The organism is Paucisalibacillus globulus (genome assembly GCF_900184735.1).
Lineage (GTDB): Bacteria > Bacillota > Bacilli > Bacillales > Amphibacillaceae > Ornithinibacillus > Ornithinibacillus globulus_B.
This window is the reverse complement of the sequence record NZ_LT855395.1, coordinates 238,553-251,501: the sequence shown is the minus strand read 5'-3', so window position 1 is coordinate 251,501 and position 12,949 is coordinate 238,553. Positions and strand designations below refer to the sequence as shown.

Below are 12,949 nucleotides of genomic sequence, written 5' to 3'. Positions count from 1 at the left end.
GATGAGGGAGGGCATTGTATAGCCTTATTCAAAAGCTTTTCCAGGAGGTTAACATAATCTTTGAAAAGGTAAAGTGTTACTAATAGTAATGGGATTGAACTAGTTTATTAGAACATATCTACTCTGATCTGAACACTGATTGAATTTAGGCTTTGTCGTTTTTCCAAATTTCTTCAGCAATAGACAAGAACGATAATATTCTACAAGAAAAGGATAAATTCCCAATAAAAAAAGACTTCCTGTCGAAACAGAAAGCCTCCAAATTCTGAGTTAAACTTCCATTAAATCAAAAATACCTTCTTTCTTCAGTAGATTACCTACGAAGAATTCACCAAACTCACCATAGCGTGAGCTTACTTCATCAAAGCGCATTTCATAGACAATTTTCTTAAATTGTAATGGCTCATGAGCAAATAGTGTTACGCCCCATTCCCAGTCATCAAGACCGATGGAACCTGTGATAATTTGTTTTACCTTACCAGCGTACTTACGACCGGTTTTACTATGTTCATAAAGCATTTTACCACGTACATCTTTTTCTAATGTGTACCAGTTTTCATCACCGACACGACGACGATCCATTGGATAGAAACAAGCATGTTCCCATTTTGGTAGGATTGGTTTTAAACGAGCTTGTGTCTCTGGTAATGTTTCAGGGTCAATACCATCCTTACTAGGGCGATATTTAGAAAGTTCCACAACAGAAACATAAGAGTGTGCAGGAGTTAAGTATTCTGCAAACTTTGATTTATTTATTTCCGTTTCTAAGTCATTTAATTCTTCCATGGTTGGACGTAAGAACATGAACATTAAGTCTGCTTTTTGTCCTACAATTTTGTACATCGCATGAGATCCGTTCTTTGCTTCTTCAACAGCGTCCCACTTATCTACAAGTGCTTGAAAGCTTGCAATGGCCTCTTGTTGTTCTTCTTTAGTGGCGTTCTTCCAGTAACTCCAATCTATTGTACGGAAATCATGTAGGCTATACCAACCATCCATTGTTTCGACAGCTTCTACCATATGTATCTCTCCTTAATAAGTTAAAGTGTTTTCCATAAGTTTACTATATCACAATTAAAAGTCATAATCATGAATAGAGACTTCTTGTTAAACTGGGTGAAACCCTAATGTAACGGGGTTTTGCTATGGTTGTCACGATATTGTCATAACTAATCAAGGTGCCAATCGTTTCACATAGACAAATAATTGTACTATCATGAACTCTGGACCAAAAGTAATATGCAACTTTTTATATAGTTGATACATATTAAGAACATACGATATATGGAGGTTGGAAGATGAGTAATTTATTTGAAGAAGTTAAATCCCAAGTTAGTGGTAAAAATAAATCGATTGTATTCCCAGAGGGGTTAGATGAGCGGATTATTACAGCAGCTAGCAGATTAGGAAAAGAAGGAATTATTCAGCCAATCTTGATTGGTAGCCCAGATCAAGTTCAGAAGAAGGCGGATGAATTATCTGTCGATCTGGAAGGAATTACGGTACTGGACCCTAATAGCTATGAGAAATTTGATGAGATGGTACAGCAATTTGTCGAACGTCGAAAAGGGAAAGCAACAGAAGAAGATGCTCGAAAAATGCTACTAGATGAGAATTACTTTGGCACCATGCTAATTTATATGAATGAAGCGGATGGTCTGGTGAGTGGTGCAGCACATTCTACTGCTGATACTGTGCGCCCAGCACTGCAAATTATTAAAACGAAAGAGGGCGTCAAGAGAACATCCGGTGTTTTCATCATGGTACGCGAGGATGAGAAGTATGTTTTTGCGGATTGTGCAATTAATATTGCTCCGGATAGTGAGGCTCTAGCTGAAATCGCTGTTGAATCCGCCGTGACGGCAAAACTATTCGGTGTGGACCCGAAAGTTGCCATGTTAAGCTTTTCAACAAAAGGTTCAGCGAAATCCCCGGAAACAGAAAAAGTTGTCGAAGCATTGCAATTAGCGAAAGAAAAGGATCCTTCTTTAGTGATTGATGGAGAATTCCAATTTGATGCTGCATTTGTCCCAAGTGTGGCGGAAAAGAAAGCTCCAGATGCTGTAATCAAAGGGGATGCGAATGTATTTGTCTTCCCAAGTTTAGAAGCAGGGAATATTGGCTATAAGATTGCACAACGACTTGGTGGATTTGAAGCGGTAGGACCAATTTTACAAGGGTTGAATAAACCGGTAAATGATCTATCCCGTGGATGTAGTGCAGAAGATGTTTATAATTTGGCGTTAATTACAGCTGCACAGGCGCTTTAATAATGTTGAAAGCTCGCGATAGGAATCTGTTGCGAGCTTTTTTTGTTTCAGTTTTAATCTTGTTAGAGCTTGAATGTATTGACATGAACGTATTTTAAGCTACATTTAAAGGAATAGCTATTTTCTAAAAGATTGTTGTTTTTTCAGTTAGTTTAATCTAACAAATAGTAGATAAAGATTGTGCGATAATCATACAACTTTAGTGAAGCTTGGAGCTACCGCTCCGGCAGAATACTCCGCTTTCCGCGGGCACGGCCTCAGCCTCCTCGAGGAAAGTTCACCTCTGCGGGGTCTTCGGACACGTGCTATTCCCGCAGGACAATGGTTTTCGGTGGGGCGAGTAATCGCAGTCCCAAGGAAGGCTTCGGCAGCATAATCATCGCACGAAGAAAATTGCTCTTTATTTTCGAGGAGTCTCCGTATTCTACTTGCGCTAGTTTAGTTTTCTAATTATTGTAAGTATATGAATCATGTCTTGGATTTACGTGGTACTTTCATTTTTGTTAACTCTATCTCAGCGAAGGAAATACACGGAGACTCCTGCGGGAGGATAGGCATCGGTGAGACCCGCGGGGAGCTTTAGCTCTGAGGAGGCTCACCAGCCGCCCGCGGCAAGGTAGACACTGCGAGGGTCTTTTCGAGCAGATGTCGCCCCTGTGCTGGCAGTAAAAGCGGAGTGTATTTCCGTAGCAGGTCAGTTGCGCTATCCATAATACTTACTTACCGCACAGTCTCTATTAAAAATAGTGACAAACTCTGCGGATACAAGCAAAGAAAAATTACTTTAGAGAATCATAAAAGGGGGGACTTGTGATGGATAAGTATATATTTCTTTTTGGTGGGGGATCACCCTTTACCAATAAGTTTGCCAAAAAATTTGTAGAGTTAAGCAAAGGAGGTACCATTGCTATTCTTTTCTTAGATGGCGGAGAACCGATCATTCCTAGATATACGGATCTTTTAGAAGAAAATCATCATCACAACTTTTCCTACATCCCTCTTCCATCTACACCCGTGGAACAAGCTATTGAACAAATAAACCAGAGCAAAGGGATTATTATATGTGGTGGGGATTCCATTAGATATGCAGAAAATATTGTAGACACTCCTATTTCTGAAGCAGTACGGGGAGCATATCTAATGGGAAAGCCAATTGCTGGATTCTCAGCTGGTGCCTTAATTAGTCCAGAGGTCTGTGTTATTTCAGCTCGGGATAGTGGGCGTAGGGAATATTACAAACGAGCTGGATTAGGATTACTCAGAGACACAATGCTTGCCGTTCACTTCACTCAATGGAATGAGGAAGCTCATTTAAGAAAGATTACTAGTGATATCCCCACTACCTACAATTATGGCATCGATGAGAACACAGGTCTTTACTTTAAAAATGATAGTCTGCAGGAAATCGAGGGTGGGGGCGTTTATTCCATCAATAAAAGAAGCTTAATACAGATTGATTAAGCTTCCTCTTGCCATTCCGCTATCTTTTCATTTCTTTTTATCATCTGCTCATACCTTTTCTCAAACACTTCCAGCTCATCACTTGAAAAAGGTATTTCGACAACTTCACTTAATTCTTGCAGGGTAGACAAAACACGTTGCTTTATGTCATCTACAGTTAACGGTTTTCCGGTCAGATTCGACAGGGAACCCATTACATCGGGATTGACAGTAGGGTAGTCGAATTTTGTTTCTTCCCCTTTTTTACTTATATCATAGAATTGACGAATAAGAGAAGCCCGGTCATGGCTGTTTCCTTCGATATCTAGATAAATCTGAATGGCTGCACCATCCCTTACACGTCGTTGCGAAATCCCTGCAAATTTCTTTCCATCAATACTTAAATCATAATCTCCTGGACAGTATGATTCGACAATTTCATAGGCTTTTATCTCCTGTGTCACATCTTGAAACATGTATTGGATTAAGCTAACCATAGCCTCATAACATTCATGAATCGATAAATGCTTCACACCCGGTAAGACGAGGGAAAGATTCAGTACCCCTTCATCCAACGCAACAGCAAGACCGCCGGAATTCCGTACCACCACATGGTATCCATGACTTGCTAAAAGTTTGACGCCTTCCTCAATATAAGGCAGACGAGCATCCGGAATACCAAGCACAATGGTCTTTGGATGTACCCATAATCGTACAGTGGGTGGCGACTGTTCCAGACTAACGGAAGTAGCCAGTGCATCATCAATTGCAAAAGATGCTAGAGCAGTATTCGACACATGATGAAAATATTTTTCATCTGTATGATCTATGTATCTAAATGTCGTATGGTGTATGATGTCTTGCCAATTTTTCATGATGGTCTCCTTCGTAAGTTCCGAAATATGTCTTTTTTCCCTTGAGTATCTATTATATAATTATAATAACAAAAACGCCTGATAGAAACGAGTTGAAATAGTGTGGCCTATAAAGATGAGCAACTAATTGAGGAAAAGGTATTCAAGGATCCAGTACATAGGTATGTGCATGTACGTGACCGTGTGATATGGGACCTGATTGCGACACCGGAATTCCAACGCCTTCGTAGAATCAAACAACTAGGAACGACCAATATCACGTTCCATGGGGCTGAACATAGTAGATTTAATCACTCCTTAGGGGTTTATGAAATCGTCCGTCGAATTATTAATAACTTCCAAGATAGACCTCATTGGAATAATGATGACCGACTTCTCTGCATGTGTGCAGCATTACTTCACGACCTCGGACATGGACCATTCTCTCATTCCTTTGAAAAAGTATTCAAGCTGGACCATGAGTACTATACACAAGCTATCATTCTGGGTGATACAGTTGTTCATAAAATCTTAGAGAAGGTAAGCCCTGGATTTGCTCAAGAAGTGGCAGATGTAATCGCAAAAACGCATTCTAATAAACTAGTGGTCAGCTTGATCTCCAGTCAGATTGACGCAGACCGCATGGATTATTTGCAACGCGATGCTTATTTTACAGGGGTAAGCTATGGACACTTTGATATGGAACGGATATTACGTGTCATGCGTCCGATTGAGGATCAAGTCGTGATTAAATCGTCTGGAATGCATGCGGTAGAGGATTATATTATGAGCCGTTATCAAATGTACTGGCAAGTATATTTCCACCCAGTGACAAGAAGTGCGGAGGTTATTTTAACGAAGATACTTCATCGTGCCAAACACTTGTATGAATCTAACTATAATTTCAAATTACAACCGACACATTTTCTATCCTTTTTCCTAGGAAATGTTTCCTTGGACGAGTACTTAAAACTAGATGAATCGATTGTTCATTACTACTTCCAACTATGGCAAGAGGAAGATGATAAGGTTCTACGTGACCTTTGTGAACGATTCATGAATCGACGTTTGTTTAAATATGTCGAGTTTAATCCGAATAAACAAATCAATGATCTGATGCGGCTAATTCAATTATTTAAGGAAGCGGGAATAGACCCAGATTATTATTTAGTAGTAGATTCTTCTTCCGATTTACCATATGACTTTTACCGTCCAGGTGAAGAAGAAGAGAGACTTCCAATTCACTTACTAATGCCGAATGGTGCATTGAAAGAACTGTCGAGGCATTCGGATATTGTCGAATCTATTTCGGGTAAAAAACGAACCGATCATAAATTATATTTCCCTAAAGACTTTTTATATGCAATTGAAGATGAAAAAATCGTACAAGAAATTACAGCAATTCTATATCACAAGGAGATGTAATCATACATGCTTGAAAATCACGCAAAGCTCATGCAGTTTTTTTCTGAAGCAAAGCAGGTTACCGGAAGAAAAAAACTGCAGAAGATGGTATATATTTTACAATCATTTGGCATTCCATTTGAGGAAAGATTTCAGTTCCATTTTTACGGTCCATACTCAGAAGAACTAACTTTACGCATTGAAGAGTTATGTAACTTAGGATTCATCAACGAAGAGAAAGAAGTAAAGAGCAATTATTTTCAATATCATTATTCGCTAACAAATGATGGCACCCAATTCTTAAATCAGTTTTCTGTGAATATGCCAAATTGCACAGAAAGTATTGAATTACTTCAGGGCAAGAGTTCTCGCTTTCTTGAACTTGTGTCTACCATGCTTTATTTCAAAGACTTATCTAAAGACGAAGTAGAGTCCAAAGTACATGCAGTAAAGCCGAAGCAGAAATACAGCGACGAAGAAATGTCGGAAGCCTGGAAGCTAATCGGTGAATTAGGTCTAAAATTACACTAAGTTTTTGAAAGGTGAAATTGGTTACCTGGCTATGCTACAATAAGGGATAATGAGTTTGTATAGGAGGTTGACCAATGAGCGAACCAAAAAAGAATCAATTTACGATAATAAAAGATGACTCCAATGACGGACATGGCGGGTACGGTGTAGGAGCAATCAGCTTAGAAAATATGTCATCCGTCATTGTAGATCCAAATGAAAATAAAGCCTATGTAGACATGGGTGCCATGCATGCCCGCAGTGAAGTAGAACGCCGAGTAAAATGGCAAGGAGATAAATCCAAGGTTCCAAACGGCTTACTGTATTGGATCGTGTGGGTGAATGTAGAACGAAATGAAAACGGACCATTTTATGCAGGTGTCACGGGATGTGAAATCCGAGTGGACCGCCCAAATAAAATCGCCTATAAATCAATGGGTGAACATGTGAAACATATGGAAAAATCTCTAAAGGGTCATGTCATTGTCGATCACATGGATGAACATTCCAGACATTTACTACGAGACTTCTTAAAAGAGTTTAAACCAGATTTCTGGGAGAACTCTACGGATGAATTAAAAAATAGCTTAGCATAATACTTAATGGACTAGCAGCTAGAAAAAAGTTGCTAGTCTTTTTTTGTATTAGGATGGATGAGGGGGGAAACAGTGAAAATCATTAAATTTATTATGTTAATGGGGCTAGTGCTCTCATTGTCAGCTTGCACAGAGTCAAAAGAGCATGAGGTCACATTTGAAGAGCAAATTAAAAAAGAATTAGATAAGAATTTGAACAACGGGTATGATGTCATAATTGATTACGACCTAAAAGATGATTATGTATTTGTATTTTACCGAGAAACTGGAATAGGTACTTTAAGCGTTTCTGTTTTAAAGCAGAATAAGGAGGGATTGAATCTAATTTTATCAGAATCACTTTTCGCGGGAACCATGGTCGTTGGAAATGGGGAAACACCATACATAACAGTAGTTCAAACTGAAGATTCCTCTATAGAACAAGTAGAAGTAAAGGGTGTACCAGCACGGTACGTTTCCTATATAGATAGCCCGGTGGAAGGCGTAACGCTAGCTAAAAGTTACTGGGTATCCTATAACTACACAGAACCAACTATTGAGGACATAGTAATTATGAATAAGTAAAAAACAAGGGAAAAAAGCTAAAAGTGACTAATTTGTGTCTGAATAATGAAACTTTAACTAAAATGTTGTACTTTACGTCAGAAATTTGTAAACTAATTAGTACATGGGCTTACTCATGTATTACTAGGACAAAAAAGAAGCCGACGACTTGCAAGCTGGACACTTGCAGTACGTCGGCTTCTTTTGTTGGGTTAGATTTGTGTGGGACGTGGGCTGTGGCTGGGGCAAGCCGGTTATGTGTCCGATAGTTAGGAGGATGCGCCCTAAAAAATCGAGCATGTGCCTGTTAGTCAGGAGGATGCGCCCTAAAAGATCGAGCATGTGCCCGTTAGTCAGGAGGATGCGCCCGAATAAACCGAGCATGTTCCCGTTAATCAGGAAGATGCGCCCTAAAAGATCGAGCATGTGCCTGTTAGTCAGGAGGATGCGCCCGAATAAACCGATCATGAGCCCGTTAGTCAGGAAGATGCGCCCGAATAAACCGAGCATGAGCCCGTTAATCAGGAAGATGCGCCCGAATAAACCGAGCATGAGCCCGTTAATCAGGAAGATGCGCCCGAATAAACCGAGCATGTGCCCATTAATCAGGAAGATGCGCCCGAATAAATCAAACTTGTACCCAATTCACCTGACCATGCGCCCCAAACTCATGACCATGTGACTAAAGTGCCGGACCTTGTGCCCGCTACGCTCAATCATGTGCCCACCAGCCCCGAACATGAGCCCATCAAGCCCAAGCATGTGCCCAATAATCCGAACCATGCACCCGAAACACCCAAACATGAGCCCTCCAGCCCCAATCATGCGCCCCGAAGCTCCCGACCATGCGCCCGCCACGCCCAACCAAACACCCAGCACCAACTCACATCACTCAAAAAACACCTCAAACCACCGCTGAAACAAGCCTTTTTCCTCCTCAGTGTCATGCTCTAATTCCCCGTAAAAGTGTTCGGAACAGTGGTAATCAGGCTCTGTGCCTTTTTCAAAGAACATTACGGTACTTACTGGACAGTGTGGTGTTGCGCGTAAGCCGGTAGCTGGGTCGATTGGAACGGCAACTAATCCACCTGGTGCTTTAAAGTTTTCTTCAGGTATATCTTGATGAGCACTTTCCATGAAGTCTGCCCATATATCCTTGGAATAGGATCTTTCTGGCATTTTCGTAATTGTTCGGTTATCGTCATACCCTGTCCAAACTCCAGCTACGAGTGATGGGCTATATCCAATCATCCAAGTGTCGGAATCGGTTGAGCCGGTTTTTCCAGCGTATGTGCGGGATAATTGATCGACCAATGAAATTCCAGTAACTGACATATAGCCGTTCAATGACTCGTCAAATGTTCCTGTCATAAGCTGGGTTAAGATAAAAGCATGTTGTGGATCGAGTGTTTGTTCTTTTTTACTATCATCACGTTCATAGACTGTTTTACCTTCGCGGTCCACAATTTTCTCGATTGTATGGCCATCAATCTTTTTCCCCCCATTCGCAAGCATCCCATACCCGGAGACCATTTCTTCCACGGTTACTGTTGCTGTTCCGAGGGCTAGGGATGGTACGGATGGTAGGTCGCTTGATATCCCGAACTCTTTAGCCGCATCAATCAAGGTTTCTACACCTAAATACATATTAGTTTTTACCGCATAAATATTATCCGATACGGCCAGGGCTTGGGCTAAGGTAATAGGCTCATTTGCATAATACCCGTTGAAATTACTTGGTTGATAGACTTGGCCATCCTCAATTTCAAAGGTAGTCGGTTTGCTCGTTAGCATGGTAGTTGCAGTGTAGCCATTTTCTAATGCTGCATAGTATAGAAATGGCTTGAATGTGGAACCTGGCATTCGTTTTGCTTGGATTGCTCGATTAAAGGGACTCAGGCGGTAGTCGCGCCCACCAACTAATGCACGAATAGCGCCATTCTTTGGGTCTACCGCAACAGCACCAACTTCCATCTCACTTGTGTCAGCCATTGTATTAGCTACACTCTTTTCCAACTTTTCCTGCATATCGATATCTAATGTAGTATAAATCTGATACCCACCTGACCGTACAGATTCCTGATCAATATCTAACCGATTAGCGGCTTCCGTCAACACAGTATCTTGGAAGTAGGGGCCAATCGTAAGTTTCTTTCTTTCCTTTGGATCGGCATATACCAGGTTTTCTCGACTTGCCAAATAAAAATCTTCTTCTGATATGACATGTTCTTCATTCATTACGGAAAGAATTTGCTTTTGCCGATTGGTTGCGCGTTCCAAATCATTTAAAGGAGAATAATAAGTTGGCCCTTTCGGAATTCCGGCAAGCATGGCAGCTTCTGCAATAGTCAGTTCGCTAGCTGATTTATTGAAAAAATGTATACTTGCAGCTTCAATCCCGTATGCTCCATGACCGTAGTAGACCGTATTCAAATAACCCTCCAAAATCTCTTCCTTTGAATAATACATTTCGAGTCGTATCGCATAAAATGCTTCTTTTAATTTTCTTGTCCAAGTCTTTTCGTGGGAAAGGTATAGATTTCGGGCATACTGTTGGGTAAGGGTACTGGCTCCTTCTTTTAAGGACATTGTTTTAATATCCTTCAGAATAGCACCAAGAATTCTCTTGATATCAAAGCCATTATGCTGGAAAAATCGTTGATCCTCTATCATTAATGTTGCATCAATAACATAAGGAGACATTTTCTCAAGATCCACCCAATATCGATTTTCTACACCTTGTTCTTCTCCAATCACCTCATTGTCTATGCTATAATAAATCGTATTTTGTTCATTCATTAAATTAGGTGGTCCAAGTATAAGGGCTACAAGGTATATCAATAGAACAGCAGATACCGCTGTTAGAGTAAATCCAAACACTGTTTTTAATAGAATACGGTTAATCTTTTTTCGTAGGGATTTTTTCTCCATATGCAAGACTCCATCTGGTTTTGTCGTAATCTGTCAATTATTATCATTATGGGTGAATATTCAGGGAAATAAACTTCTAATTATATATATTGAAAACGGGCTTCAGTTGTCGCTATAATAGATAAATACGAGCAAGGTAGGGGCGTGCAATTTTGGAACAACAAGTTAGAATTCATTTACAAACGGTTATTGAAGACAATGGCCAACAAGAAACCAATTCAAGTAAACAAATTGGAAAGTTTTATCGAAAAGACAAGATGGATGTGATTACCTTTGAAGAGAAGACAGAGGATAATCATCTGATTAAAAGTTTCATCACAATACATCCGGAAAAGGTTAATATCAAAAGGTCAGGAATCATCTCCATGAATCAACAATTCCGTATGGAGAAAGTAACGGAAAATGTCTACACACATCCACATGGCAACATACATATGGAAACTTATACAAACTCTCTATACTATCAAGCGATGGACATTCAACAAGAGGGGCAACTAATAATTGATTACACGGTAAAATTGAACGGACAACAGGAACGTAAACATAAGCTAACACTTACCATTAATAAGGAGGACGCATAATGAACGTCTTAGCACAAACAGAAACCAATTTAAAAGAAGAAATCCATGCAGCGGTTCTGAAAGCGGAACTTGCGACAGAAGCTGAAATTCCAAATATTATACTAGAAAAGCCAAAGGATAAGTCACATGGGGACTTTGCGACCAATATCGCGATGCAATTAGCACGAATCGCAAAGAAAGCACCGAGACAAATTGCAGAAGCTATCGTAGAACATTTAGATGCATCCAAAGCTTCTGTGGAAAAAGTGGATATTGCAGGTCCTGGATTCATAAACTTCTTCATGAAAAATGACTTTTTGACTGATTTAATCCCGACAATATTAGAAGCGGGGGAAAATTACGGTAGAACGGAATATGGTAAAGGCAATAAAGTGCAAGTTGAGTTCGTGTCCGTAAACCCAACTGGAAACCTACATCTTGGGCATGCTCGTGGGGCAGCATTTGGGGATGTTTTATGTAGTGTGTTAGATGCTGCAGGATATGAAGTAGAGCGTGAATACTATATCAATGATGCTGGAAACCAAATTGATAATCTTGCATTATCCGTGAATGCACGATATCTACAAGCCTTAGGGCAAGAAGCGGAAATGCCGGAAGATGGCTACCGTGGTCAAGATATTATTGAAATTGGAAAAGAACTAGCAGCTGAACATGGGGAAACATACGCTAACAAATCAGAAGAAGAGCGTCTAGCATTCTTTAAAGAATACGGACTAGAGTATACATTAGGGAAGATCAAGAAAGACCTCAATGACTTTGGTGTTCATTTTGACAATTGGTTCTCTGAAAGAAGTCTTTATAAGAATGATGAAATCAAAGATGTACTAACCAAGTTAGAAGCAGGCGGCTATATTTATGAAAAAGACGGTGCGACATGGTTCCGTTCAACAGATTTCGGTGACGATAAAGATCGTGTGCTAGTAAAGAATGATGGGGCATTTACGTATTTAACACCGGATATTGCTTACCATCAAAACAAATTAAACCGCGGATTTGATAAACTGATCAATGTGTGGGGAGCTGACCACCATGGGTACATCCCAAGAATGAAAGCGGCAATCCAAGCACTTGGGTATGAAGCAGATAAACTGGATGTAAAAATCATTCAAATGGTAAACCTATTTGATGGTGGCGAAAAGCTTCGTATGAGCAAACGTACTGGTAATGCCGTATCACTTAGAGAGCTAATGGATGAGGTAGGAATTGATGCTGTGCGCTATTTCTTCGTAGCTCGTTCGAATGATTCTCAGCTTGACTTTGATGTGGAACTGGCGCGTTCTCAGTCTAATGACAACCCGGTATACTATGTACAATATGCACATGCAAGAATTTGTACCATGCTAAAACAAGCAGAAGCAAAGGGTATAGAGTTCAAACAAACGTTTGATTCGTCATTACTAACTTCTGAAAAAGAGCTAGATCTACTTAAGAAAATGGGAGAATACCCACAAGTAATCGTAGATGCGGCTGATAAACATGCACCACAGAAAATCACGCAATATGTATTTGATCTAGCTTCCTTACTACACAGTTTCTACAATGCAGAGAAAGTATTGGATACCGATCATCTTGAATTAACCAATGCGAGAATAGCATTGATGAAGGCAGTAAGAACGACGATTGCGAATGCGTTGAAGTTGATTGGTGTAAATGCACCAGAGAAGATGTAGGAAGTTAGTAGATTTAAAACCTGCTTTTTCTTAGTAGTTCAGTTTATTTGAAGAAAATTGAATAGTACATTACAAAAATAGTGCTAAATCACATAAGGTTTAGCACTATTTTTTATATTGTATAAGTGGTTGTATGAGATTATTAGCGGT

12 protein-coding genes are annotated in these 12,949 nt (G+C 40.0%); 8 read left to right on the top strand and 4 right to left on the bottom strand.

What is annotated here, in order from left to right; genetic code table 11:
- Positions 1-270: 270 nt before the first annotated feature.
- Positions 271-1,020 (bottom strand): hydrogen peroxide-dependent heme synthase, encoded by a 750-nt coding sequence (gene hemQ / locus BN999_RS15495; protein WP_096272807.1) that lies wholly within the window; start codon positions 1,018-1,020, stop codon positions 271-273.
- Positions 1,021-1,298: 278 nt separating this feature from the next.
- Here hemQ and pta point away from each other — a divergent pair, with 278 nt between their 5' ends.
- Positions 1,299-2,270, top strand: coding sequence for a phosphate acetyltransferase (gene pta / locus BN999_RS15490; RefSeq protein ID WP_096272805.1), 972 nt, complete (start codon positions 1,299-1,301; stop codon positions 2,268-2,270).
- Between the two features lie 813 nt (positions 2,271-3,083).
- Positions 3,084-3,731: a Type 1 glutamine amidotransferase-like domain-containing protein gene (locus BN999_RS15485; protein ID WP_096272803.1), complete on the top strand. Its 648-nt coding sequence runs from the start codon at positions 3,084-3,086 to the stop codon at positions 3,729-3,731.
- Here BN999_RS15485 and BN999_RS15480 read toward each other — a convergent pair.
- Positions 3,728-4,585, bottom strand: coding sequence for a lipoate--protein ligase family protein (locus BN999_RS15480; protein WP_096272801.1), 858 nt, complete (start codon positions 4,583-4,585; stop codon positions 3,728-3,730). The genes BN999_RS15485 and BN999_RS15480 overlap by 4 nt on opposite strands.
- A gap of 102 nt (positions 4,586-4,687) precedes the next feature.
- On the opposite strand from BN999_RS15480, the gene BN999_RS15475 reads away from it, so the two are divergent.
- From BN999_RS15475 to BN999_RS15460, 4 genes are all read left to right on the top strand, one after another.
- Positions 4,688-5,989 (top strand): HD domain-containing protein, encoded by a 1,302-nt coding sequence (locus BN999_RS15475; protein ID WP_096272799.1) that lies wholly within the window; start codon positions 4,688-4,690, stop codon positions 5,987-5,989.
- Between the two features lie 6 nt (positions 5,990-5,995).
- Positions 5,996-6,499 carry a YwgA family protein gene (locus BN999_RS15470; protein WP_096272797.1) on the top strand — a complete coding sequence of 168 codons (504 nt, stop codon included), beginning with the start codon at positions 5,996-5,998 and terminating at the stop codon, positions 6,497-6,499.
- Between the two features lie 74 nt (positions 6,500-6,573).
- Positions 6,574-7,074 (top strand): YwhD family protein, encoded by a 501-nt coding sequence (locus BN999_RS15465; protein ID WP_096272795.1) that lies wholly within the window; start codon positions 6,574-6,576, stop codon positions 7,072-7,074.
- Positions 7,075-7,146: 72 nt separating this feature from the next.
- Positions 7,147-7,638 (top strand): hypothetical protein, encoded by a 492-nt coding sequence (locus BN999_RS15460; RefSeq protein WP_096272794.1) that lies wholly within the window; start codon positions 7,147-7,149, stop codon positions 7,636-7,638.
- Between the two features lie 123 nt (positions 7,639-7,761).
- On the opposite strand, the gene BN999_RS20345 is transcribed toward BN999_RS15460, so the two are convergent.
- Complete coding sequence (locus BN999_RS20345; RefSeq protein WP_141249080.1) at positions 7,762-8,211, bottom strand: hypothetical protein; 450 nt, start codon at positions 8,209-8,211, stop codon at positions 7,762-7,764.
- A gap of 294 nt (positions 8,212-8,505) precedes the next feature.
- Positions 8,506-10,548: a transglycosylase domain-containing protein gene (locus BN999_RS15450; RefSeq protein WP_096272790.1), complete on the bottom strand. Its 2,043-nt coding sequence runs from the start codon at positions 10,546-10,548 to the stop codon at positions 8,506-8,508.
- Positions 10,549-10,700: 152 nt separating this feature from the next.
- On the opposite strand from BN999_RS15450, the gene BN999_RS15445 reads away from it, so the two are divergent.
- Together BN999_RS15445 and argS are read left to right on the top strand one after the other, a co-directional pair.
- On the top strand, positions 10,701-11,129 hold the full coding sequence (locus tag BN999_RS15445; RefSeq protein ID WP_096272788.1) for a DUF1934 domain-containing protein: 429 nt from the start codon (positions 10,701-10,703) through the stop codon (positions 11,127-11,129).
- Positions 11,129-12,799, top strand: a complete 1,671-nt coding sequence (gene argS, locus BN999_RS15440) for an arginine--tRNA ligase (RefSeq protein WP_096272786.1) — start codon at positions 11,129-11,131, stop codon at positions 12,797-12,799. The genes BN999_RS15445 and argS overlap by 1 nt, the downstream gene beginning before the upstream one ends.
- Positions 12,800-12,949 lie beyond the last annotated feature (150 nt).